Here is a 25,762-nt window from a genome sequence, read left to right as displayed (position 1 = left end):
AATAACATTATGATTGATTTACGCCTGCCACTGACTGATATCCACCGCCACTTGGATGGCAATATCCGCGCCCAGAGTATTCTGGAGCTAGGACGCCAGTACAATATTGCGTTACCTGCCAGCGATCTTGACGCGCTCCGCCCTCACGTTCAGGTCACCAAAAATGAACCTGATTTACTGAGTTTTTTACAAAAGCTCGACTGGGGTGTAGCCGTTCTCGGTTCACTGGATGCCTGCCGCCGCGTCGCTTACGAGAATGTTGAAGATGCCATGAAAGCTGGGCTGGATTACGCCGAACTACGTTTCTCTCCCTACTATATGGCGATGAATCATAAGCTGCCGATTGCGGGCGTTGTTGAAGCTGTGATCGATGGTATTACAGCAGGCAGTCGTGATTTCGATACCGACATCCGTCTGATTGGCATCATGAGTCGGACATTCGGTACCGAGGCCTGCCAACAAGAGTTGGATGCCCTGTTGTCACAGCGCGATCGTATCGTAGCGCTCGATCTGGCGGGTGATGAACTGGGCTACCCTGGTGCGCAGTTTACCTCTCATTTCCAACAAGCCCGCGATGCAGGCTGGCATATCACCGTTCACGCGGGTGAGGCAGCCGGGCCGGAAAGTATTTGGCAGGCGATTAATCATCTGGGCGCAGAGCGTATCGGGCACGGCGTAACCGCCATTATCGATCCTCGCCTAATGACGCACATGGCAGAGACTGGGATCGGCATTGAATCCTGTCTGACATCTAACATTCAAACCAGTACGGTGGAAACACTGGATAAACATCCCCTTATCCACTTCCTGCGTTATGGCATTCCCGCCACTATCAATACCGATGACCCTGCGGTTCAAGGGATCGAAATCCGCCACGAATATGAGGTCGCAGCACCACTTGCCGGCCTGACGGCGGTAGAAACGCGCAAAGCGCAGGAAAACGGCCTGAACATTGCATTTATCAGCGAGCAGGAAAAACAACAGCTGCGTGAAAAGGTTCTGCGTAAGCGGGCTTCTGCCTAATCACCGTGACGTCATGCAGTCACTTCTGCCTGCCGCTCATGAAAAACGGCTAACTCTCGTTAGCCGTTTGATGCAAATTTATTACAGATCATCTATAAGGTTCAACTACTCGGATTCGCTGAAGAATGGTGCGTGGTGATCAACCACTGTTTACCGTTCCAAGCGTAAGTATAGGTATAGCGTGCTTTGGCTACGCTACCATCACCGAATGTGAAAGTGTATGTTCCGGTATCAACAGCCTTATTACAGCCGATCCGGATTGTGCTGGTGTCAATCTTACCAACCGGCTTTTTTGCTAGGAAATGTTCAAAGTAATCAATGCGCTCTGCATCAGTCGTACGTGGTTTATCGGACAACGTCGGCAGCAGCACGGCGTCTGGCGCATAGTTTTTTGCAACCTTCTTCGCATCACCCGTTTGCAACGAGGCATTCCAACGGTCAAATAACGACGCAATCTCTTTTTGACTGGTTTGTACACAGTCCATATGTTGAGCAGCCTGTACGGATGTGGAAGCTAACGCCCCTAGCATTGCTAAAGTTAACACCGTTTTTTTTAACATATTCCCTCGTTCTCAAAATACCGATTATCATCAACTGTGCCCTGCCCTCAACAACGAATGTCGATGAGCCAGCATTGTTATAACGTAACGGATCGGGGAAGTGATACACTTTAGAAACTATCACTGTAATAGATTATTTAATCTATGTCGGAATGGTCACACATGACAATGCCCCCGAACCGTGTAAGGTCCGAGGGCATTATTTTATGTATCGAGGGATCGATAATATCTTACTGATGAGGTGTATCTTGTTCTTTATTTAGCCGTTTGGCATAACGCTGTGCAAGCGCGGCGCAAACCATTAGCTGAATTTGGTGAAAGATCATCAGCGGCAGCACCATCGCACCAACCGCCGCCGCTGGGAACAGCACATTTGCCATCGGAATCCCGTTCGCCAGACTCTTCTTCGAACCACAGAAAACAATGGTGATTTCATCGGCGGTGTTAAAGCCCAGCTTACGTGCAACCAGTGTATTCACCACCAGCACAATCGCTAACAGTACTATTGAGCAACCCACTACCGCCAGCAATGACCATCCGTTGATCTGCCCCCAAATCCCCTGCACGACCGCCTCGCTGAACGCGACATAAACCACCAGAAGAATCGATGACCGGTCAGTAATATTAATCAACTTACGGTTACGTTCGACCCACTTGGCAATCAACGGGCGCGACAGATGGCCAATGACGAAAGGCACCATTAATTGCATGATGATGGAACCGATAGCATGCAGCGTGTCCGTTTCTCCCCCCTGCGTATGCATCAGTAAACCGACCAGAATTGGCGAGAGAAACACACCTAAAATACTGGATGCCGAGGCACTACAGATCGCCGCCGCCACATTACCGCCAGCCATTGAGGTATAAGCAATCGCCGACTGCACCGTTGCGGGTAACGCACACAGGTAGAGGAAGCCAAGATACAAGGTTGGCGTCAGCACCACTGGCGACAGCAGGCTCATGCCGATTCCCAGCAGCGGGAACAGAATAAACGTGCTGGCAAACACCACGAGGTGCAAACGCCAGTGCCCCATACCGGTGGTGATCGCTTCACGCGACAGCTTCGCACCGTGCATAAAGAACAACAGAGCAATCGCCGCCGTTGTCAGATACTCAAAGAAAACCTTCACGGTGCCTTCAGCAGGAAGAATCGACGCCGTCACTACGACCAGAATCAGAACCAATAAAAACTTATCAATGCGTAACCGTTGTAACCACCCCATGCCCGACACCTTTCCCCTAGCCTTAGCCTAATTAACACTCTAACAATACGGGCGACCCGGAGATCGCCCAAAACGGCAGTCTACGGCGATCCTAAGATCGCCTGTTTAAACAAACCGTTAACTATCTGGAATAAAATGCAGCAAATCTAGCTATTTTTCAGCGCGACGGCTTTTTTCTGCTCGTGGGAAAGCAGCCCCAGTTCGATTAACTCCATCACCTGAATCGCCTGATTCACGCCAACAGGATTTTCTCCCTTACCCAGCAACGCATCGCGCACTGCCGCATAGTAAGCCGGATAGTTACCCGGAATCGTTGCGATGGTCTGTTCCGCCGTTATGCCATCGCGAGACAGCGTCAGCACGCCATCATGTTTATCCTGTCCCCAATCGGCCAGCGGTGGGCGTTCACCCGCTTTCAGGCGATCTTCCTGTGGGTCGAGTCCATATTTTACAAAGCTACCGCGCGTACCATGCACGGTATAGCGTGCGGAAGCCGCTGCCACCAGCATGCTGGCGTGCAGGATAACTCGGCGCTGCGGGTAAATCAGCGTCGCGTGGAAATAATCCGTTGCCTTACTGCCTGGTCTCAGTTGCGCCATATCTACCTGAATCGCCACCGGCAAACCAAACAGTTCCAACGCCTGATCCAGCAAGTGCGGACCAAGATCGTACCAGATCCCGCTACCTTCGCTGCCGTCTTCACGCCACCGCTGACGAACCTCAGGACGGAAGCGATCAAAATGCGATTCCATATACACCACATTTCCCAATGTGCCCGCAGACAGTAGCTGTTTCAGCGTCAGAAAATCGCTGTCCCAACGGCGGTTATGGAAAACAGAAAGCACTTTTCCGGCGCGTTCAGCAATCGCGCCCAGATCGTATGCTTGTGACAACGTCACGGTAAAGGGTTTATCGACGACGACATGTTTGCCCGCTTCCAGCGCTTGTTTCGCCAGTGGGAAGTGTGTGTCATTGGGGGTAGGAATAACAATGAGGTCAATATCGGGATCGCTAAACAATGCCTGCGGGTCTTTCTCCACCCGCAGATTTGCCCAATCCGCATGCACTTTTTCAGCATTGCTGCTGGACACGGCCACCAGCTCCATACCTGCCGTACCTGCAATTAACGGCGCGTGGAATGTCTTACTGGCATAACCGTAGCCCAGCAGCCCAACACGAACGGTCTCACTCATGACGATTCCCCTTAGCATATTTTGACTTTGTGATTTCTCACTCAGTATATACCCGTCGCCCGCCAGATTGCAGAGAGGGATATTTATCAGGGGAATCGGGGTCATTCCAGTATGTTAACCGGTCACGGCATTGGGTATCCGCTCTCCCCATGCAACGGGCAGCGCTTTGGCCGCCGGATAGTTGATTTCACTGCTGCGGCGACGAAAGTCACTGGGGCTGACGCCGACCCGTTTGCGGAACACGCGTGAGAAATAGAGCTGATCGTCATACCCCACCACGCGACCAATATTGGCAATGGATTCCTGCGTCGTCTGCAATAACAGCTTGGCGCGGATCACCCGCTGATCTTCACGCCAGCGCAGAATGTTAATGCCCACCTGCTCACGGAACAAATGCGCCAGCCGCGACGGCGACAGGCAAACGTGCCGAGCGACTTCATCAATACGCAGTTCTCCGGCCAGATTGCTGGTAATAAACTGGCAGGCTTCAATCACGCGCGGATCCATAATTTTCTGCGGACTCTGCGGATCTTCTTCCATCGCTCTGAGCAACAGACGCTCCAGCAGATTCATGCCAAGTTCTTCCGAAAAACGCCGTCCTGAACGCTGCGTCTGCTCGATATTGGCAAACAGCCGGTCAAATTCCAGCAGCAGTTGGTTATTCGGCAGGCTCATACGGCCAATCCCGCTGCTTTTGGTATGCCATTCCAACCAGTCAGCCCAGTAAGCGCGTGGACGGAAATAGACCCAGCGGTGATACCAGCAGTCGCTGCCGGATGAGCGTCCATAAAAATGCTTCGATTTAGGCGGGAACAACAGTAGATCGCCAGGATTACAGAAAAAGGTCTCATCGCCATCAAAGACCTGACCCTGTCCCTTCATGGTGAGATTAATAATGTAACCTTTCATGCCATCGGGACGATCGATAAAAAAGTCGAGCGGCCCTTCAGCCAGAATCGGCGTCAGACCTGCCACAAGGTAAGCGTTGAACGAATATCCCGGCAGCAGCGGATTAGGCTGAGATTCATGCGCCATACGGTGATACATCAGGCCTCCGGTACACGCTAGTAATGATAAGAAGCGGCAGGATGACTTACCTACCGCACGGGCATTTATACCGTTTTCTTCGCCAGCTGTTTGTAACGGTCGAAGATAACCGCCGCCAGCAAAATAAGACCGCGCACCACATACTGAGAGAAAGGAGAAATATTTAGCAGGTTCATCGCGTTTTCCACCGTACCTAAAATCAGTACGCCAGCCACCACGTAGGAAATTTTGCCGATCCCGCCTTTCAGCGATACGCCACCCAGCACACAGGCAGAAATGACGATCAGCTCATACCCGATGGACGTCATCGGCTGGCCGCTGGTCATACGCGAAGCCAAAATGATTCCCGCCGCGGCGGATACCAGACCGGACAAGGCAAAAATGATGATCTTGGTACGTACAACCGGCACCCCGGCCAAACGCGCCGCTTCCTCATTTCCCCCAATCGCCAGCGTATTGCGGCCAAACGTGGTCTTGTTCAGCAACAGGCCAAACAGGATCATACAGCCGATGGTGATCCAAATTGGCGCAGGCAAGCCCAGCCAGTTGGCATAACCCAATGCGAAGAAACGCTCATCTTCAATCCCTACCGCTTTACCATCAGAAATAATGTACGCCAGACCGCGTGCAATCTGCATGGTCGCCAGCGTCGTGATCAGTGCGTTGATCTTCAAACGGGCAATCACGAAGCCGTTAAGTAAACCGAATGCCACGCCCAGCAGCAGCCCAGCACCGACGCCGATCCACAGACTTTCACTGATATTAATCACCACCGCCGTCGCCACCCCGGAACAGGCGATAATCGAAGCCACAGATAGATCAAAATCACCAGAAGCCAGACAGAACAGCATCCCGCAGGCCACCATACCGGACATGGAGATCGCCAGTCCCAACCCTTTCATATTGATAAATGAGGCGAAATTTGGGACGAAAATCGCACAGCCAAGAAACAGCACGGCAAAAACCACCAGCATGCCGTAGTTATCCCAAATGCGGGACAATCCCATACCGTTTTTCTTCTTTTCTGAGGTTGCAGACGTAACCGTTGACATTATTTTGCTCCTTCGCGGTCAGGCAACCGCAGATTCGATATCGGGGATTCGTAACATGGCTAGGCTGAGCACCTTCTGTTCCGTGGCATCAGCATGTAGCAGTTCGCCGGAGACGGCACCTTCGCGCATGACGATAATCCGGTCGGCCAGCCCAAGCACTTCGGGTAAATCGCTGGAGGCAAACAGCACCGCGATCCCCTGATTCGCCAGTTCATAGATGACATGATAAATTTCGTGCTTCGCGCCGACATCGATGCCGCGCGTGGGCTCATCGAGCAAAATGACTTTCATCTCTTCGGACAACCAGCGACCAAGAATGACTTTCTGCTGATTTCCGCCGGAAAGATTCATAATCAGCTGTTCATCGGACGGCGTTTTGATATTCAACGCGTCAATGCGCTGCGCGGCGTTATCTGCTTCCCACTGATTATTAATAATAAAACCGGCTTTCAGGCTCTTACGTCTTGCGCTGATATTGATGTTGTCACGCACCGAGTGCACCGGAATGATACCGTCCGCTTTGCGATCCTCAGGGCAGAGCATCACGCCTTGGCGAATCGCATCGATGGGGGAATTCACCACCAGCGGTTTGCCATCCAGCAACACCTGACCGCTGGTGATTTTGGTCGCACCAAACAGCCCTTTCATCAGTTCGCTGCGGCCGGCCCCCACCAGACCAAATAGCCCGACAATTTCCCCCTGCTTGACGTTCAGGGAAATCGTGGATTTCACGCCCGGCGCTTTTACGTCTTTCAGCGTCAAGCGGTCTTCGCCGTGCGGACGCGGCGCGTAACCATAGATATTCCCCAAGTTACGCCCTACCATCGCCTGTACCAGCGACTCATGGTTCACCTGTTGCATATCGTCAAACGTGCACACGTAGCGACCATCTTTAAACACGGTAATGGCATCGCTCAGCGCAAAAATTTCTTCCATCCGGTGCGAAACATACAAAATGATCCGGCCTTCACTACGCAATTCAGTAATCACCCGGAAAAGTTGCTCGATTTCACGGGCAGACAGCGAACTGGTCGGTTCATCAAAAGCGATAATCTTGGCATTACGCGCCAGCGCTTTGGCGATTTCCACCATTTGCCACTGCCCGATAGACAGGTATTTCAGCGGGGTATCAGGATCGATATCCAGCCCCAGATGCTGTAATTGCAGTTTGGCTTCATAGCGCAGCAGTGAGTAGTTCACCATGCCGTATTTATGCGGCAATTGACCCAGATAGATATTCTCGGCGACCGTCATTTCTGGCACCAAATGCAGTTCCTGATAAATAATGGCAACGCCCGCATTCAGGGCATCCATCGTATTACTAAACTGCACAGGCTTGCCCTGAATGTGGATTTCGCCCGCTGACGGTGAATAGTTGCCGCTCAGGATTTTTAACAGCGTCGACTTGCCCGCCCCGTTTTCCCCCATCAATGCATGGATCTGGCCGGCATGGCAGGAAAAGCTGATATCCGAAAGCGCCTTAACACCGGGAAATTCTTTACCAATCCCATGAAACGACAAATAGGGTGACTGTGCTGTCATGTCTGTTTCCTCATAACGATGCAGGTAGAGCGCGGATAACCTCGGCCAGCATCATGCTGATCGGCGTTATCCGCGTCTTTACGAAATCAGGCGAGATTACATCAGGCCTTTTTTCTCCAGTTCGACCTTAAAGTTGTCACGAGTGATCAGCACCACGTCGGTCACTTCGGTGAATTTCTCCGGTTCCACGCCTTTGGTGACCCAGTCATTCAGCATCTGGATACTCTTGTAGCCGTGAATATCTGGGCTTGGCAGCAGTGAGCCAAAGAAGCCCGTTGCCTGACCCTTAGACAGTTCGCTCACCGCATCCACGCCGTTGATACCGATACCAATGACGTTTGCCGCTTTAAAGCCCTGTCCTTCTGTCGCACGAACGCCACCCAGTACGGTGTTGTCGTTCATACCGATAATCAGCCAGTTTTTCACGCCAGGATGCTGAACCAGCATGGAGTTAGCGGCGTCAAACGCACCGGGGATATCGTTGGATTTGGTCGGAACCCGATAGATCTGTTTTTCTGGGAATCCAGCAGCCTTCAGCGCATCCATGGAACCAGCAGTACGACGGCGCGCGGTGTCCAGCTCATCAGCGGTAATCGCCATCACGCCGGTTTCGTCTACTTTCCAGCCGCGTTTGTTCATCTCTTTATACAGTTCCTGACCCTGACGCTCACCAATTTTGGTGGCCGCCATCATCACCAACGGCACCGTGTCCATTGGCTGACCTTTGGCGTTCACGAACTGGTCATCAACCGCGATCACTTTCAGGTTATAGCTACGTGCTTTTGCAATAATGGCCGGCCCCAATTTCGGGTCTGGGGTACAAATAACAAAACCTTTCGCCCCGCTGGCCGCTAGGCTATCAATTGCGTTCAGGGTTTTTTCCCCGTCAGGAACCGCAATTTTTATCACATCAAAACCGAGATCTTTTCCTGCCTTATCAGCGAATTTCCATTCGGTCTGGAACCAGGGCTCTTCCGGCTGCTTAACCAGAAATCCCAGTTTTATGTTCTCTGCCATAGCTGATTGTGACATAACAGCGGCTAACCCGATTGCTGCCAGCGCCTTAGTGAATTTATGCATGATGTTCTCCGGTGTAATTATCTTTTCATTCGCCAGCGACGCTGAAGCGAGTTCGAGTTCCTGGTAAGGCATTTCCGGTCCGGATAAAGGAAAAACACAGACTTAGCGTAATTCCTTTACTCAGTAGCATTCAGACGCTTTATGTTTTAGCCGTTATTACCGGCAAGAATATAGAGCGCTATCACAGTCCGGAACAATGACAGGTTTGTGCATACATTTAGCAAATTTAACCAATTATTAACCTTTGACCAGCTTCACAAAATGGCTGCTCGCGACAGAAAAATACATACTTCTAGCTAACCACTCCTAACCGCCTCTCGTTATCCCTGCCTATCGTAAACACCAACGATCTGAGATTAATGAGGAGCAAAGCATGAGCGCGGGCGCTATTACGATTGGTCTCGACTTCGGCAGTGATTCGGTACGCGCCTTAGCCGTTGACTGCCAAAGCGGGAAAGAGCTGGAAACAGACGTGGTCTACTACCCCCGCTGGCGTGAGGGTAAATATTGTCAGCCTGCCAACAACCAGTTCCGACACCATCCGTTGGACTATATCGAATCGCTGGAACAGGCGATCAAAGTGGTGGTCTCTCGCCTGACTAACGACCAACGGCAGAGCATCATTGGCATTGGCGTGGACTCCACCGGGTCAACGCCCGCACCGATTGATGAACAAGGCCAGATCCTGGCGCTGCGCCCCGAGTTTGCCAACAACCCCAATGCGATGTTCGTGCTGTGGAAAGATCACACGGCAATAGAAGAAGCAGATGCCATTAATGCGCTGTGCCGCAGCGGTCAGTTCCCGGATTACACCCGCTATATCGGTGGTGTTTACTCATCCGAATGGTTCTGGGCCAAAATCCTGCATGTATCACGCGAAGATGCAGCGGTGCGTCAGGCGGCCGTTTCCTGGATAGAACTGTGCGACTGGGTGCCCGCCCTACTTTCCGGCACGCAAGCGCCTGCCGATATTCGTCGTGGCCGGTGCAGCGCCGGACATAAATCACTCTGGCATCCGAGCTGGTGTGGACTCCCACCGAAAGATTTCCTACACGCGCTCGATCCCTGCTTGACAGAGACATTGCAGTATCCGTTGTTTACCGATACCTGGACCGCCGAACAGCCGGTCGGCACCATTACCGCAGAGTGGGCGCAGCGGCTCGGCATTCCCGAAACGGTCACACTTGCGGGTGGCGCGTTTGACTGCCACGTCGGCACCGTCGGCGCGGGCGCACAGCCTTATACGTTGGTCAAAGTGATTGGCACCTCCACCTGCGACATTCTGATCGCTGATGAAGAACGCATTGCCGACCGCACCATCGCCGGTATTTGTGGACAGGTAGACGGCAGCGTCGTCCCCAACTATATCGGTCTGGAAGCCGGACAGTCAGCCTTCGGCGACATGTACGCCTGGTTTGGCAGGCTGCTGGGCTGGTCGTTACAGGAAGCGGCGAAAGACCATCCTGAACTCAAAACGTCACTACAGGCGATGGAAGCCAAGTTGCTGGAGCGACTTACCCACAACTGGGCAGAAAACCCCACGCTGGATCACCTACCTATCGTGTTGGACTGGTTTAACGGCCGCAGAACGCCGTTCGCCAACCAGCGCTTAAAAGGCGTGATTACCGATCTCAATCTGGGCACTGATGCCCCTACGCTATTTGGCGGTTTCATTGCCGCCACGGCCTTCGGTGCGCGCGCGATTATGGAATGCTTTGAAGAACAAGGCGTCCCCGTGGAGAACGTGCTGGCACTGGGCGGTATTGCACGGAAATCCCCGGTCATCATGCAGGTGTGTACTGACGTAATGAATCGTCCCTTACAGATCGTCGCGTCCGACCAGTGCTGTGCACTCGGTGCGGCGATCTTTGCCGCCGTCGCTGCCGGCGTTCACGGAGATATCCCAACCGCACAACAGCATATGGCCAGCGGTATAGAGCGCACCTTGATGCCAGACAGCCAGCGTGTTGCCCGTTATCAGCAGCTTTACGAGCGCTATCAGCAGTGGTGCCGCCTCGCGGAACCGGCCTATAGCCCAACGTCTACGGCAAAAAACTAATTTTTATCCCTCTGGGGATCACGTACAGGAGTCATCATGGATCATTTTAAGCAGCTTGAAGTCTGGTTCGTCATCGGTAGCCAACATCTCTATGGGCCGGAAACATTACGTCAGGTAAAAGAGAACGCAGAAAAAGTCGTTGCGGGTTTGAATCAACAGGCCAACCTACCGGTTAAGCTGGTGCTGAAGCCGCTGGTGAAAACACCGGATGAAATTCTGGCGTTGTGTCGCGATGCCAACTATCAGGATAACTGTATCGGCCTGCTAACCTGGCTGCACACCTTCTCTCCGGCAAAAATGTGGATTGGCGGTCTGAGCGTACTCAGTAAACCGCTGCTGCAATTCCATACCCAGTTCAATGCCGAAGTGCCGTGGGACACCATGGACATGGATTTCATGAACCTGAACCAGACCGCACACGGCGGACGTGAGTTTGGCTTCATCGGTGCCCGGATGCGGCAGGCACATCAGGTGGTGGTCGGCCACTGGCAGGATAAGAACGCGCATGTTCGCATCGGCAAATGGATGCGTGTTGCCGCGGCAATTCAGGAAAGCAAACAGCTGAAGGTCGCACGCTTTGGCGACAATATGCGTGAGGTCGCCGTTACCGAAGGCGATAAAGTCGGCGCGCAGATTCAGTTCGGTTACTCCGTTAGCGCCTGGGGACTGGGCGATTTAACCGCCGTGGTTGATGCTGTTTCCAAAGGCGATATCGATGCGCTGATCGAAGAGTATGAAACCAGTTACCAGTTGACGGACGCGGTGAAACTCAACGGAGCTAATCGTCAGAACCTGCTGGATGCAGCCCAGATCGAACTCGGGATGAAACGCTTTCTAGAACAAGGCGGCTATCACGCGTTCACCACCGATTTTGAAAACCTATACGGCTTGAAACAACTGCCGGGGCTGGCGGTGCAGCGTCTGATGCAGCAAGGTTACGGTTTCGGCGGTGAAGGCGACTGGAAAACTGCCGCGCTGTTGCGCATCATGAAAGTGATGGCCGGTGGATTGTCGGGCGGAACCTCGTTCATGGAGGACTACACCTATAACTTCCAGAATGGTAACGATCTGGTCGTCGGGTCCCACATGCTGGAAGTCTGCCCTACCATTGCGAAAGAGCAGAAACCGATTCTGGATGCGCAACACCTTGGCATCGGCGGAAAAGCCGACCCTGCCCGTTTGATTTTCTCCACGCCAGCCGGACCGTCTCTCAACGCCAGCGTGATCGACATGGGTGACCGCTTCAGAATGTTGGTTAATCTGGTCGATACCATTGAGCAGCCACGTCCATTGCCAAAATTGCCGGTTGCTCGTGCCATCTGGAAAGCGCAACCGTCGCTGGAAGTGGCGGCCGAAGCCTGGATTTTGGCAGGAGGAGCACACCACACCGTCTTTAGTCAGGCGTTGGATCTCGACCACATGCGGCTTTATGCAGAGATGCAGAACATTGAACTACTGGTGATCGACAACGAAACCCGACTCCACGAATTCAAAGATGCCCTACGCTGGAACGAAGTGTATTACAAACTTTGTAGCCGCTAAGTCCGATCGTAAGGGGCAGATTGTCTATGGATCGTTCATCCGAACACAATCTGCCCCTTCATAGACATTAATTGTTTCCACTCTCTGTGTGTCATCACCCAGCGACTCACCGTAGACTTAAAAGCCATCTCACCGCCCTATCAATTCTTTATTTTCCATTTTTTGTCATTGAAAAATAACTATATTTTTACAAATCCGTCCTAGATGGACTTCTTGTTTGAATAGACTTAGTCATCTCAACCACATAACTATTAGGCTATTTTACCATGACCGTTCATGGCTATTCTTGAAGGGAACAGCGATAACCCTACTTTGGGTATGTTGTCGAAAACCCAACAATGCCTGATAATAGTCCGGTTTTGTTTTCTAGGCACCGTAATGACCGAATACGCATTGCTCTTTGTTAGCATCCTTCTGGTAAATAATTTCGTCTTAGTGAAGTTTCTTGGGCTGTGCCCCTTTATGGGCGTGTCCAAAAAACTAGAGACGGCGATTGGCATGGGAATGGCGACCACGTTTGTGATGACGCTGGGCTCGATGTTTTCCTGGCTGATCAACGAATTTATTCTTGTCCCGCTCGACATTCTCTATTTACGCACCATGGCTTTTATTCTGGTGCTCGCCGTTGTGGTGCAGTTCTCCGAGATGTTCGTGCGCAAAGTTAGCCCTGAGCTGTATCGCCTGCTGGGGATTTTCCTACCGCTGATCACCACCAACTGTGCCGTGCTTGGCGTCGTCTTGCTCAACATCAACCTGTCGCACGGTTTTCTGCAATCGACAATTTATGGTTTCGGCGGTGCCGCAGGATTCTCACTGGTGATGGTCCTTTTCGCCGCCATCCGCGAGCGCCTCGCCGTGTCGGACATTCCCGCGCCGTTCCGAGGTTCGTCTATCGCACTGATCACCGCTGGCCTGATGTCGCTGGCATTTATGGGCTTTACCGGACTGGTGAAATTCTGATGACCGCTATCTGGATCGCCATTGCGGCATTAAGCGCACTCGCGCTGGCGTTCGGCTTGGTGCTTGGCTATGCCTCACGTCGTTTTGAAGTCGAAAACGATCCGATCGTGGAAGAAGTGGAAGCCATGCTGCCGCAGAGCCAGTGCGGCCAGTGCGGTTACCCCGGCTGTCGCCCTTACGCCGAAGCGGTCTCGCTAAATGGTGAAAGCATTAATAAATGCGGGCCCGGCGGCGAAGCGATGATGTTGAAGTTGGCTGAAAAGCTCAACGTCGATCCGCAACCGCTGGAAGGCGATGCTGACATTCAAGCCCCTGCGCGACATGTTGCCTGGATCGATGAAAGCAACTGCATCGGCTGCACCAAGTGCATTCAGGCCTGTCCGGTTGATGCCATCATCGGCAGTACCAAAGCGGTACACACCGTCGTCAGCGATTTATGCACTGGCTGCGATCTCTGCATCTCCCCTTGCCCCACGGACTGTATCGAATTACGGCCCATCGCTCCGACTCCTGCTAACTGGAAATGGGATCTCGATACGATTCCAGTACGCGTTATTCAAGTAGAACGACATGCTTAAGCTGTTTTCCGCCTTTAGAAAAGACAGGATCTGGGATTTCGACGGAGGCATTCATCCGCCAGAAATGAAGACGCAGTCCAGCCAAACGCCACTGCGCCAGATTTCGCTGCCAGAACAGTTCATTATTCCACTCAAGCAGCATCTCGGGCCGGAAGGTGAAATCTGCGTTAGCGTCGGCGATAAAGTACTGCGTGGCCAGCCGTTGACGCGGGGAAAAGGCCGTACACTGCCCGTTCACGCACCGACATCGGGAACGGTGAACGCGATTCGCCAGCACACGACGGCGCATCCATCTGGCCTGTCCGAACTCAGTATCATTATCGTGCCAGACGGCGAAGATCGCTGGTGCGAGCGCCTGACTTATAGAGATTATCGTGCGCAGAGCGTCGATACCCTGCTTGCCCATCTGCATCAGGCTGGCATTGCGGGTTTGGGCGGCGCAGGCTTCCCTACTGCCGCCAAATTACAAGGCGGGATGCGCGGGATTGAAACCCTGATTATCAACGGCGCAGAATGCGAACCCTATATTACCGCCGACGATAGGCTCATGCAGGAGTGTGCCGATGAGATTATTCAAGGCGTCGAGATTCTGTCATTCCTGTTGCAGCCGAAACGTATTCTGATCGGAATCGAAGATAACAAGCCGGAAGCCATCAGCGCCCTGCGTCTGGCTTTGGGCAAACGCAGCGACATGCAGCTGCGCGTCATCCCCACCAAGTATCCGTCGGGCGGTGCCAAGCAGCTCACCAAGATTTTGACCGGCAAAGAAGTCCCGTTCGGTAAACACTCCGCTGCGATTGGCGTGCTCATGCAAAACGTCGGCACGGCCTACGCCATCAAACGTGCCGTGATCGACGGTGAACCGCTCACCGAGCGCGTGGTAACGCTGACCGGTGAAGCCTTGCGTCAGCCCGGTAACGTGTGGGCGCGACTGGGGACGCCAGTACGCCACCTGCTGAAACAGGGTGGATTCCATGTCACTAAACAGCCGATGGTGGTGATGGGTGGCCCGCTGATGGGTTTTACTCTGCCGTTGCTAGACGTGCCCATCGTCAAAATTAGCAACTGCCTGCTCGCGCCGTCACATTCGGAAATGGAGCCGGTTGCCGAGGAACAATCCTGTATTCGCTGTAGCAAATGTGCCGATGCTTGTCCGGCGGGTCTGTTACCCCAGCAGCTTTACTGGTTCAGTCGCGGACAGGAACACGAAAAAGCTCGCGATCACCATCTGTTCGATTGTATCGAATGTGGTGCCTGTGCCTATGTCTGCCCCAGCAATATCCCGCTGGTACAGTACTATCGTCAGGAAAAGGCCGAAATTCGGGCCATCGACGAAGACGCACAGCGTGCCGCGCTGGCCAAAGTGCGTTTTGATGCCAAACAAGCGCGTCTGGAACGGGAAAAAGCCGCGCGCGAACTGCGCCATAAACAGGCCGCCGCTGGCGTATCCACCAGTGACAAAGACGCGGTTCAGGCAGCATTAGAACGTGTACGCCGCAAACAAACCGCAGAAGCCGAGATCGGTTCACCCATCACGGTAATCCCTGATGCGCAGCCGGATAACAGTGCGGCCATTGCTGCGCGTGCCGCACATAAAGCATTAGTACGTGAAGAACGGGTGCGAGAGAAACAATCACAGCAGGAAACACCAGCGACAGAGGTGACGCCTGAGGAGCTTGACCCACGTAAAGCCGCCGTAGCGGCTGCTCTTGCGCGCGTTAAAGCCCGCAAGGCTGCACAGCAGTCCGAGTTAAATACGACAGAGTCTGTGTCATCAGCTATTCCCGATACAGCAGCTGAACCCATCGCGGTCGTTGAAGCACAAGAGCAGGAAGATCCGCGCAAGGCTGCCGTGGCCGCCGCTATCGCGCGCGTTAAAGCCCGTAAAGCCGCGCAGCAGCTTGTAACAAACGTAGAAGCAGCCGTTCCTGTCGTTACCGAGACAACAGCGGAACCCATTGCTGTCGTTGAAGTACAAGAGCCAGAAGATCCACGGAAGGCTGCCGTTGCCGCCGCTATCGCTCGCGTTAAAGCCCGTAAAGCCGCGCAGGCATCGTCATATCAAGAGGAATAAATGGCTTTTAGAATTGCGAGTTCACCGTTCACACATAACCAGCAGCGCACGCAGCGCATCATGCTGTGGGTTATTCTGGCCTGCCTGCCGGGCATGTTGGCGCAGGTCTATTTCTTTGGCTACGGCAACCTGATTCAGGTCGGGCTGGCGTCTGCCACCGCACTCATTGCGGAAGGCGTGACGCTGTCACTGAGGAAATTTGCGGTTCGTACCACCCTGGCTGATAATTCCGCGTTACTGACCGCCGTGCTGCTCGGAATCAGTCTACCGCCATTAGCGCCCTGGTGGATGGTGGTCATGGCAACCGTCTTCGCTATCATTATCGCTAAACAGCTGTATGGCGGATTAGGGCAAAATCCCTTTAACCCCGCGATGATTGGTTATGTGGTGTTGCTGATCTCTTTCCCTGTCCAGATGACGAGCTGGCTGCCACCCGAGCCGCTGCAAACCATCTCGCTTAGTTTCCATGACTCGCTAGTCATCATTTTTACCGGACACACGCCTGACGGGCATACCATGCAGCAGCTGATGCACAATGTTGATGGCGTGAGTCAGGCCACCCCGCTGGATACGTTTAAAACCAGCTTACGTTCCGGCCAAACGCCACAGAACATCCTGCAACAGCCGATGTTTGCACAATCACTGTCTGGTATTGGCTGGCAGTGGGTTAATATCGGTTTTCTCATCGGCGGGCTGTTCTTGCTGATGCGCGGCACGATTCGCTGGCATATTCCAGTCAGTTTCCTGCTGTCGCTGATGTTCTGCGCCCTGCTAAGCTGGATCATCGCGCCGGATAAATTTGCCCAACCGATGTTACATCTGTTGTCCGGTGCGACCATGCTCGGCGCATTTTTCATCGCCACAGATCCCGTTACAGCATCAACCACGAACCGGGGCCGTCTGATTTTCGGTGCGTTGATTGGGTTACTGGTGTGGCTGATTCGCACCTATGGCGGCTACCCAGACGGCGTTGCCTTTGCCGTTCTACTGGCGAACATCACCGTCCCGCTGATCGACTATTACACCAAGCCACGTGCTTACGGCCACCATCGCTGAGGAGACGCCCATGATGACAACAATGCGCCGCCACGCGACAACACTGGCTCTATTTGCCGCTTCCACTACCGCAGTCACTGCCGTGGTGAATATGTTGACGGAGCCGACAATCTCCCATCAGGCAATGTTGCAGCAAAAGATGTTGTTAGATCAGGTGGTTCCCGCCGAGTTGTACAATAGTGATATTCAAAAAGAGTGTTACGTTGTCACCAATCCAGCATTAGGATCGTCAGCACCGCACCGTGTCTTCATCGCCCGTCAGAATGGTGAACCGGTCGCCGCTGCACTGGAAAGTACCGCGCCGGATGGTTACTCTGGTGCCATTAGACTGCTGGTAGGTGCCGATTTTCATGGCAAGGTACTCGGCGTCCGCGTGACCGAGCACCATGAAACACCGGGGCTGGGTGATAAAATCGAAGTGCGAATTTCTGACTGGATCACAAGGTTCAATGGGCTGATGGTGCAAGGCGAGCATGACGCCCGCTGGGCGGTGAAGAAAGAAGGTGGGATGTTTGATCAATTTACCGGGGCCACCATCACGCCACGTGCCGTCATTAACAGCGTGAAACGCAGCGCGCTTTATCTGCAAACGCTACCGCCACAAATCAACACGCTGTCCGCCTGTGGAGAGAACCAATGAGTCAAACCAAAGCGCTTTTCATTGACGGGTTATGGAAGAACAACTCGGCACTGGTTCAATTGCTAGGCCTGTGCCCCCTGCTGGCGGTGTCATCAACTGCAACTAACGCGCTGGGATTAGGACTGGCAACCACACTGGTTCTCACCTGTACCAACATAGCCGTCTCTGCGCTGCGCCGTTGGGTACCAGCGGAAATCCGTATTCCGATTTACGTCATGATCATTGCTTCCGTCGTCAGCACCGTACAGATGCTGATCAACGCGTATGCCTACGGTTTATATCAATCGCTGGGGATTTTTATTCCACTGATCGTGACGAACTGCATTGTTATCGGTCGCGCAGAAGCCTTCGCGTCTAAAAATGCCGTCTTCCCTTCCGCCATTGATGGGCTGGCAATGGGGCTGGGGGCAACCAGCGCACTGGTGGTTCTCGGCTCTTTGCGTGAAATTCTGGGTAACGGTACGCTGTTCGACGGTGCAGACTTGCTGCTGGGCAGTTGGGCTAAAGTCCTCCGCATTGAGGTTGTCCACCTCGATTCCCCTTTCCTGCTGGCAATGTTGCCACCGGGGGCCTTTATCGGTCTGGGACTGCTGCTTGCCGTGAAATATTTGATCGATGAGAAAATGAAACAACGCCGAGCGCGTGCCGTTGCCGCCGAAGGGAAAATGGTGCCAACTGCCGGTGCTGTAGGGGAGTCGCTGTGAACAAGGCCAAACGGGTTGAGATCTTAATGCGTTTACGCGACAACAATCCCCATCCGACGACTGAGTTAAACTTCAGTACGCCGTTTGAACTGCTCATCTCCGTACTGCTTTCCGCACAGGCAACCGACGTCAGCGTCAACAAAGCAACCGCAAAGCTCTATCCTGTCGCCAACACACCGGAGGCGCTACTCACACTCGGTGTCGACGGCGTTAAAGGCTATATCAAGACAATCGGTCTGTTTAACAGCAAAGCGGAAAACGTCATCAAGACCTGCCGCCTATTGCTGGAAAAGCATCAGGGGCAGGTTCCTGAAGATCGTGCTGCGTTGGAAGCCCTACCCGGCGTAGGACGAAAAACGGCAAACGTTGTTTTGAATACCGCATTTGGTTGGCCGACGATTGCTGTTGATACCCATATCTTTCGCGTCAGTAACCGTACAAGATTCGCACCAGGTAAAAATGTCGAACAGGTAGAGGAAAAACTGCTGAAAGTCGTTCCGGCAGAATTTAAAGTCGACTGCCACCACTGGTTAATCCTACATGGCCGTTACACCTGTATTGCTCGAAAACCACGCTGTGGTTCCTGCCTGATTGAAGATTTATGTGAATTTGGCGAAAAGGTCGACGCCTAATCTGTTGTGGTCTGGTGGCTTCTATGACCAGACCTTCTTCTCGATTGCTCCACGCTCGGCCCCGTCTTAGTTCCCGCTCTATCAGCGTCAGTCACACGCTCGCAACGCCTCACCACTCAGACAACCACGCCCTTTCTGGCTGATCCTCGTTCAAAAGCTGTATAAAAACACAAGTAACCACTATTTAAGGCTAATAAGTTATTTTTAATAGGAAATTCAGGGATTGAAAGTCACATGGAGCAACTATATCGAGATTGGTCTTATTGCCTGCCGTTGATGAATTTTTACACTCACTGCATATTTAGTAATATGCAAAAGATTAAACCGCATATTCATTCATAGTTAATGATATTGTCTTGGTTTTAAGTAAAAGGCAGATTATATCCCTTTTACAAAAAACAAATGCGATAAACCGAGATAATCATTTGAAGCAAAAGCAAGTTCTGAAATTAAACTCTGCATAACATTTATTTTCTGGTTTTATCCCACTACAAAAACCACTTGTAACAAAACATGTCAAACGACTTGCCTGTCCGTAAAATAACGTCAATATAACGCCGTTTTTCCTCCCCATAACAATCAAAAGAGGTTGCAGTTTCACTGTCTCACTCTTGTTATTTTCTCGTTAAAAAAAGCGAGATATGTAAAATCAGAGGTCTTTGTGTCAACAGCAAACAACAACAGCGAATCCCCCGAAAGCGTCAGCATGAACGCATTCAAACAACCAAAAGCGTTTTATCTCATCTTTAGCATCGAACTGTGGGAGCGTTTTGGTTACTACGGTCTGCAGGGCATTATGGCGGTTTATCTGGTCAAAATGCTGGGCATGTCCGAAACGGATTCCATCACCCTTTTCTCCTCTTTCAGCGCGCTGGTTTACGGTTTCGTCGCCATTGGCGGCTGGTTGGGCGACAAAGTCCTCGGCACCAAACGTGTCATCGTGCTGGGTGCTATCGTGTTGGCATTCGGCTACGCCATGATTTCCTACTCGGGCCACAGCGTTACGTGGGTCTATATCGGCATGGCAACGATTGCCGTCGGTAACGGATTGTTTAAAGCCAATCCGTCAGCCCTGCTGTCCACCTGCTACGCGAAAGACGACCCTCGTCTGGATGGTGCCTTCACCATGTACTATATGTCGGTGAACATCGGCTCCTTCTTTTCTATGCTGGCTACACCGGTGCTTGCCGCGCGCTATGGCTGGAGCGTTGCCTTCTCCCTAAGCGTGGTCGGTATGATTCTGACGCTGATCAACTTCATGTTCTGTCGTAAGTGGGTTAGCACACAAGGTTCTCAGCCAGATTTTCAGCCAATTAATCTGCTGAAACTTGCCATCACCCTTGCGGGTATTGTCGCGCTGGTCGCCATTTCCACCTGGTTGTTACACAACCAGAGCGTCGCTCGCTGGATTCTGACGCTTATTTCACTGGCAGTTGTCGCCATCTTCATTAAAGAGATGCTGGCCGTGAGCGGTGCTGAACGTCGGAAAATGATCGTGGCACTTCTGCTGATGCTGGAAGCCGTCGTTTTCTTCGTACTGTACAACCAGATGCCAACATCGCTGAACTTCTTTGCTATTCGCAACGTTGAGCACTCTATTTTAGGTTTTACCTTTGAGCCAGAGCAGTATCAAGCGCTCAATCCATTCTGGATCATGGTGGCCAGCCCAATTTTGGCGGCGGTTTACAACAAAATGGGCGACCAACTGCCGATGGCGCACAAGTTTGCGATTGGTATGGTGTTGTGTTCCGGTGCGTTTCTGGTGCTGCCGTGGGGCGCTAGCATGGCAAACGAACAGGGTATCATGTCCGTCAACTGGCTGATCCTCTGCTATGGCCTGCAAAGTATCGGGGAGTTAATGATTTCCGGTCTGGGTCTGGCGATGGTCGCTCAACTGGTGCCACAGCGCCTGATGGGCTTCATCATGGGTGCCTGGTTCCTGACATCAGCCGGCGCCGCGATTATCGCAGGCTACGTCGCCAATATGATGGCAGTGCCAGAGAACGTCGTAGATCCGCACGCGTCTCTTGAGATTTATAGCAATGTCTTCCTGCAGATTGGCATCGTCACGGGCATCATCGCCGTTCTGATGCTGCTGACCGCACCAAAATTGACACGTATGACGCAGGATGTTACCGACGCCCCTGTGGATACCGTCACGACCACAGCATCTGCCTGATAACCCGCCCTAACACCTCGCTCGGATAACGGGGTGAGGTGTTGTTGGTGAAGCGTTTGAGGATAGATAGATAGATAGATAGATAGATAGATAGATAGATAGATAGATAGATAGATAGATAGATAGATAGATAGATAGATAGATAGATGATAGATGATAAAAAGCCAGACACTGTCTGGCTTTTTTGCTTTCAAGGCTTAAGTACGGCTGTTGATGCTTACTTCACTGGCAGCGTAATGTCTTTAAACATCGCTTCAATTTCATCATTCGAGCGCAGCGCAACGGCAGAATCGACAACATCACGCGTTAAATGCGGAGCAAAACGCTGGATGAAATCGTACATGTAGCTGCGCAGGAATGTGCTGCGGCGGAAACCAATTTTCGTGGTGCTATAGCTAAAGATGCTGTTCGCGTTGATGGTCACCAGATCGGTTTCCGTCTGCGGATCAACCGCCATGTTGGCAATCACCCCCACGCCCAGTCCTAAACGCACGTAGGTCTTAATCACATCAGCATCTGTTGCGGTAAAGACGATGCGCGGCGTGAGACCCGCTCGGTTAAACGCGGTATCCAGCTCAGAACGCCCCGTAAAGCCAAAGGTATAGGTAACGATGGGATAAGCGGCCAGCTCTTCAATAGTGATGTCTGTTTTGGATGCCAGCGGGTGATCCGGTTTTACGACTACTGCGCGATTCCAGTGGTAGCACGGCAGCATGATCAGATCGTCGTACAGATGCAGCGCTTCCGTCGCAATAGCAAAATCAGCAGATCCTTTCGCAACAGCCTCGGCAATCTGCGTCGGTGAACCCTGATGCATGTGCAGCGATACGCGAGGATAGCGATCGATGAAACCTTTGATAACGCTTGGCAGCGCGTAGCGAGCCTGCGTATGGGTAGTTGCGACGTACAGCGACCCTTTATCGGGATAGGTGTGCTCTCCGGCAACCGCTTTGATAGCCTCGACTTTCGACAACACTTCACGTGCGATGCGGATGACTTCCTGTCCAGCGGGTGTCACCTGTGTCAGGTGTTTTCCACTACGGGCGAAAATCTGAATACCCAACTCATCCTCCAGCATGCGGACCTGTTTACTGATCCCCGGCTGGGAGGTGTACAACCCTTCTGCGGTAGAAGACACATTCAGGTTGTGATTAACAACTTCAACAATATAACGAAGCTGTTGTAGTTTCATAATTTATCCCATTCCCAATTGAAGTGTGCGTGTAGCATCTCACGACGTTCTGACGACGTTCCGTTTTATACCCGTAATACTTCAAGCTGCATGTGCGTTGGCTGCGCTACTCGGCCCACTCACGTGGACCTCGCCCCGTTGGGGTCGCTGCAAGCAGCGTTCAAATCTGCCCTCTGGCTGATTTGTCATTCACCCGAATCACTTACCTGAGTAAGCTCATCGGGATGAAACGAGAGACATCCTGTCTCTCACCGAAGGCCAGCCGTTGGCTGGTCAAATTCGTTCTCGACGAATTTGTCCCTCTCTTGCCGCGTTATTCGGCCTTATGGCCTCACCCCTTCGGGTCAGCGCAAGCGCTGTTCAAAAACGCCTTGCCGTTTTTGTCCTGCCACTCGAATTATTTGGGATATATTGACCTTGATTACACCTTAACCGTCCGGCGCATATTTCCATCAATTAATGTCATTTAATCATAAAAATTATTTTTATATAACCATTTTTGCATGACTGCAGCGATAAAGAACGCAGTGCGTGCGATTATCACCGAGGTAAACCGCATGATTCTCTATCACGGATCAACAATCTTCATGCTACCGCAAGACTATCCTCATACGCCTGTTTTATCAGGATATTTTTACGATAAAAAAAAGCCAGCCTTGCTGGCTGGCTCAATTGGGCTATTTAAAACGCACAAACACAACGGTGCGTAAGGGGTTACTTCTTCCCTTCAACCCATTTTCCGTCAATATAAAACGCCGACCAGCCCGTTGCCTTGCCGTCTTTTTCTGACGAGACATATTGCTGTTTGGTTTTACGGCTGAAACGCACCTGCGTTTTATTACCGTCTTTATCTGCCACAGGGGCATCGGCCAAATAGCGCAGTTTTTCCGGCAAACGATCTTTGAATCGATCCAGTTCTTCTACCAGCGGGGCCCGTGTTTCGCGAGATTTCGGGAACGTATTGGCCGCAAGGAATACCCCTGCCGCACCGTCACGCAATACGAAATACGCATCGGACTTCTCACAGGACAGCTCAGGCAACGGCACCGGATCTTCTTTCGGTGGTGCAACATCGCCATTACGTAGGATTTTACGCGTGTTACTGCACGTCTCGCCGGTACAGGCCATGTATTTGCCGAAGCGTCCCATTTTGAGATGCATTTCGGAACCACATTTCTCGCACTCAACGATCGGCCCATCATAGCCCTTGATGCGAAACTCACCAGCTTCGATCTCATACCCATCACAGGCCGGATTATTCCCGCAAACGTGCAGTTTACGCTGATTATCAATCAGGTAGCTGTCCATCGCCGTACCACATTTTTCACAGCGACGACGAGCACGTAGCGCGTTAGTTTCGGCTTCATCACCTTCTAACACGTTCAGCACTTCAGTTTCTGGTATCAGATTGATCGTAGTTTTACAACGCTCTTTCGGCGGCAGTGCATAGCCGGAACAGCCCAGAAACACCCCGGTACTGGCGGTACGAATACCCATTTGACGAGAGCAGGTAGGACAGTCAATGCTGGTCAACACCATCGCATTAGGCCGCATACCGCCTTCTTCAGGATCCTGTTCTGCCTTTTCCAACTGCTGGCTAAATTCGTTGAAGAACTCATCTAGCACCGCTTTCCACTCCGCCTGATTGTTGGCGACCTGATCGAGGCGGCTTTCCATTCGTGCGGTAAAATCGTAATTCATCAATTCGCGGAAGTTTTCTTCCAGTCGATCGGTAACGATTTCACCCATTTTCTCAGCGTAGAAACGGCGATTCTCCGCCCGTACATAGCCACGATCCTGAATGGTTGAAATAATCGAGGCGTAGGTAGATGGACGCCCAATACCGCGTTTTTCCAGCTCTTTAACCAGAGAAGCATCGCTGTAGCGTGCCGGTGGCTTGGTGAAGTGTTGTCCTGGCAGCAATTTCTGCAGTGACAGCGCCTCGCCCACGGCCACAGTTGGCAACGTGCGATCTTCATCATTTTTACGCAACGCTGGCATGACTTTCGTCCAGCCATCAAAACGCAGCGTACGGCCTTTCGCACGCAGTTGATAATCTGCCGCTTCCACGATTAACGTGGTGGAATCGTATTGCGCAGGCGTCATTTGACAGGCAACGAACTGACGCCAAATCAACTGATACAGCTTCTGCGCATCGGCTTCCATATCTTTCAGACTGTCGGCCAGTACGCCAACATCGGAAGGACGAATGGCTTCATGCGCTTCCTGCGAATTTTCTTTGTTGCTGTAGCCGGTCGCCGCTTCCGGCAGGTAGCGCTTGCCGAACTCTTCGCCGATATAGCCACGCACCATCGTCAGTGCATCCTGACTGAGGTTCGTTGAGTCGGTACGCATGTAGGTAATGTAGCCCGCTTCGTACAGACGCTGTGCCATCATCATGGTCTTTTTCACGCCAAAACCAAGACGCGTACTGGCAGCCTGTTGCAGCGTGGATGTGATGAACGGCGCGCCCGGTTTGCTACTGGTCGGCTTATCTTCACGGTCAGCAACCACATAGCGTGCGTTTTCCAGCAGACTGACCGCCGCATGCGTTTGCTCTTTATTGACTGGCTTAAACGGTTTGCCGTTGTGGTGCGTCACCTGCATTTGCAGTTGAATATCGCTGCCCGCCAGCAAGTCGGCGTGCAATTCCCAATATTCTTCCGGCACGAACGCTTTGATTTCACGCTCGCGATCGACAATCAGACGCACCGCAACCGACTGCACGCGCCCAGCAGAGAGGCCACGAGCAATTTTTTTCCACAGCAGCGGGGAAACCATGTACCCCACAACGCGATCCATAAACCGGCGCGCCTGCTGTGCATTAACGCGGTCAATATTCAACGTGTCTGGTTTTTCAAACGCCTGTGTAATGGCATTTTTCGTGATTTCGTTAAACACCACGCGGCTGAAACGCTGATCGTCACCACCAATGATTTCCCGCAGGTGCCAGGCAATGGCTTCCCCTTCGCGGTCAAGGTCGGTTGCGAGATAGATGTGGTCGGCATTTTCCGCCAGCGCTTTTAGTTCGGAGACAACCTTCTCCTTACCCGGCAATATTTCGTAGTTGGCTTCCCAACCATGATAAGGATCGACGCCCATACGATTAACTAGCGCGGATTTCTCATCCTTTTTGACTTTCTTTTTCGTTTTATCTTTAGTCGTTGAGTCCGCGCTCTTTTTACTGACTGAGCCACTCGTCGGTAAATCGCGCACATGACCGACGCTGGATTTCACCACGTAGTCATTGCCTAAATACTTATTGATCGTTTTGGCTTTTGCCGGGGACTCGACGATAACGAGAGCTTTGCCCATATGTACTATTACCTGCTGAATTCTTCTGAAAATCAGATATTTTTCGGGGCATTCAGAGCGGATTCTACTGACTGCGCAAAATCCCACACTCTACCTGATAAATACTGCCAC

Annotated in this window: 21 protein-coding genes; 11 read left to right on the top strand and 10 right to left on the bottom strand. The window is 52.2% G+C overall.

The window, feature by feature from the left end; genetic code table 11:
* Positions 1-9: 9 nt before the first annotated feature.
* On the top strand, positions 10-1,023 hold the full coding sequence (locus DCX48_02470) for an adenosine deaminase (GenBank protein ID QXE13473.1): 1,014 nt from the start codon (positions 10-12) through the stop codon (positions 1,021-1,023).
* Positions 1,024-1,124: 101 nt separating this feature from the next.
* Here the strand turns inward: DCX48_02470 and DCX48_02465 are convergent, their stop codons facing one another.
* The 7 genes from DCX48_02465 to DCX48_02435 all read right to left on the bottom strand — a co-directional run bounded on the left by DCX48_02465 (position 1,125) and on the right by DCX48_02435 (position 8,720).
* Complete coding sequence (locus DCX48_02465) at positions 1,125-1,583, bottom strand: SgcJ/EcaC family oxidoreductase (protein ID QXE13472.1); 459 nt, start codon at positions 1,581-1,583, stop codon at positions 1,125-1,127.
* A gap of 230 nt (positions 1,584-1,813) precedes the next feature.
* The gene (locus DCX48_02460) at positions 1,814-2,806 is read right to left on the bottom strand and encodes a bile acid:sodium symporter (GenBank protein ID QXE13471.1); all 993 of its coding nucleotides are present in this window, start codon (positions 2,804-2,806) and stop codon (positions 1,814-1,816) included.
* Between the two features lie 146 nt (positions 2,807-2,952).
* Positions 2,953-3,999, bottom strand: coding sequence for an oxidoreductase (locus DCX48_02455; protein QXE13470.1), 1,047 nt, complete (start codon positions 3,997-3,999; stop codon positions 2,953-2,955).
* 114 nt (positions 4,000-4,113) lie between these two features.
* Positions 4,114-5,046 (bottom strand): arabinose operon transcriptional regulator AraC, encoded by a 933-nt coding sequence (gene araC, locus DCX48_02450; protein ID QXE13469.1) that lies wholly within the window; start codon positions 5,044-5,046, stop codon positions 4,114-4,116.
* Between the two features lie 65 nt (positions 5,047-5,111).
* Complete coding sequence (gene araH / locus DCX48_02445; protein QXE13468.1) at positions 5,112-6,098, bottom strand: L-arabinose ABC transporter permease AraH; 987 nt, start codon at positions 6,096-6,098, stop codon at positions 5,112-5,114.
* Between the two features lie 18 nt (positions 6,099-6,116).
* Positions 6,117-7,640, bottom strand: coding sequence for an L-arabinose ABC transporter ATP-binding protein AraG (locus tag DCX48_02440; protein QXE13467.1), 1,524 nt, complete (start codon positions 7,638-7,640; stop codon positions 6,117-6,119).
* A gap of 96 nt (positions 7,641-7,736) precedes the next feature.
* The gene (locus DCX48_02435; GenBank protein ID QXE13466.1) at positions 7,737-8,720 is read right to left on the bottom strand and encodes an arabinose ABC transporter substrate-binding protein; all 984 of its coding nucleotides are present in this window, start codon (positions 8,718-8,720) and stop codon (positions 7,737-7,739) included.
* A 373-nt stretch (positions 8,721-9,093) separates the two neighbouring features.
* Between DCX48_02435 and DCX48_02430 the strand changes: the two genes are divergently transcribed.
* The 10 genes from DCX48_02430 to dtpA all read left to right on the top strand — a co-directional run bounded on the left by DCX48_02430 (position 9,094) and on the right by dtpA (position 21,144).
* Positions 9,094-10,779: a ribulokinase gene (locus DCX48_02430; protein QXE13465.1), complete on the top strand. Its 1,686-nt coding sequence runs from the start codon at positions 9,094-9,096 to the stop codon at positions 10,777-10,779.
* Between the two features lie 36 nt (positions 10,780-10,815).
* Positions 10,816-12,321, top strand: a complete 1,506-nt coding sequence (locus DCX48_02425) for an L-arabinose isomerase (GenBank protein ID QXE13464.1) — start codon at positions 10,816-10,818, stop codon at positions 12,319-12,321.
* Between the two features lie 378 nt (positions 12,322-12,699).
* Positions 12,700-13,281, top strand: a complete 582-nt coding sequence (gene rsxA, locus DCX48_02420) for an electron transport complex subunit RsxA (GenBank protein ID QXE13463.1) — start codon at positions 12,700-12,702, stop codon at positions 13,279-13,281.
* Positions 13,281-13,859, top strand: coding sequence for an electron transport complex subunit RsxB (rsxB, locus tag DCX48_02415; GenBank protein QXE13462.1), 579 nt, complete (start codon positions 13,281-13,283; stop codon positions 13,857-13,859). Before rsxA ends, rsxB begins: the two co-directional genes overlap by 1 nt.
* Complete coding sequence (gene rsxC, locus DCX48_02410; protein QXE13461.1) at positions 13,852-15,933, top strand: electron transport complex subunit RsxC; 2,082 nt, start codon at positions 13,852-13,854, stop codon at positions 15,931-15,933. Before rsxB ends, rsxC begins: the two co-directional genes overlap by 8 nt.
* Entirely contained in the window at positions 15,934-16,989 is a 1,056-nt protein-coding gene (rsxD, locus tag DCX48_02405; GenBank protein QXE13460.1) for an electron transport complex subunit RsxD, read from the top strand. It abuts the gene before it with no gap.
* Between the two features lie 10 nt (positions 16,990-16,999).
* Entirely contained in the window at positions 17,000-17,629 is a 630-nt protein-coding gene (gene rsxG, locus DCX48_02400; protein QXE13459.1) for an electron transport complex subunit RsxG, read from the top strand.
* Positions 17,626-18,333: an electron transport complex subunit E gene (locus DCX48_02395; protein ID QXE13458.1), complete on the top strand. Its 708-nt coding sequence runs from the start codon at positions 17,626-17,628 to the stop codon at positions 18,331-18,333. The genes rsxG and DCX48_02395 overlap by 4 nt, the downstream gene beginning before the upstream one ends.
* Positions 18,330-18,965, top strand: a complete 636-nt coding sequence (locus DCX48_02390) for an endonuclease III (protein ID QXE13457.1) — start codon at positions 18,330-18,332, stop codon at positions 18,963-18,965. Before DCX48_02395 ends, DCX48_02390 begins: the two co-directional genes overlap by 4 nt.
* 661 nt (positions 18,966-19,626) lie before the next feature.
* Positions 19,627-21,144, top strand: coding sequence for a dipeptide/tripeptide permease DtpA (dtpA, locus tag DCX48_02385; protein ID QXE13456.1), 1,518 nt, complete (start codon positions 19,627-19,629; stop codon positions 21,142-21,144).
* Here the strand turns inward: dtpA and DCX48_02380 are convergent.
* The 3 genes from DCX48_02380 to topA all read right to left on the bottom strand — a co-directional run bounded on the left by DCX48_02380 (position 21,122) and on the right by topA (position 25,651).
* Positions 21,122-21,316, bottom strand: coding sequence for a hypothetical protein (locus tag DCX48_02380; protein QXE13455.1), 195 nt, complete (start codon positions 21,314-21,316; stop codon positions 21,122-21,124). The genes dtpA and DCX48_02380 overlap by 23 nt on opposite strands.
* Positions 21,317-21,361: 45 nt before the next feature.
* A complete protein-coding gene (gene cysB, locus DCX48_02375) occupies positions 21,362-22,336 on the bottom strand; it encodes an HTH-type transcriptional regulator CysB (GenBank protein ID QXE13454.1) in 975 nt (324 codons plus the stop codon).
* 714 nt (positions 22,337-23,050) lie between these two features.
* Complete coding sequence (topA, locus tag DCX48_02370; GenBank protein ID QXE13453.1) at positions 23,051-25,651, bottom strand: type I DNA topoisomerase; 2,601 nt, start codon at positions 25,649-25,651, stop codon at positions 23,051-23,053.
* Between the last annotated feature and the right edge of the window lie 111 nt (positions 25,652-25,762).

Origin of the sequence: Pectobacterium atrosepticum, assembly GCA_019056595.1 — a bacterium.
In the GTDB taxonomy this organism is placed as follows: Bacteria; Pseudomonadota; Gammaproteobacteria; order Enterobacterales; family Enterobacteriaceae; genus Pectobacterium; species Pectobacterium atrosepticum.
The sequence above is the reverse complement of the archived record's forward strand: the minus strand, read 5'-3'. Positions and strand labels throughout refer to the sequence as shown.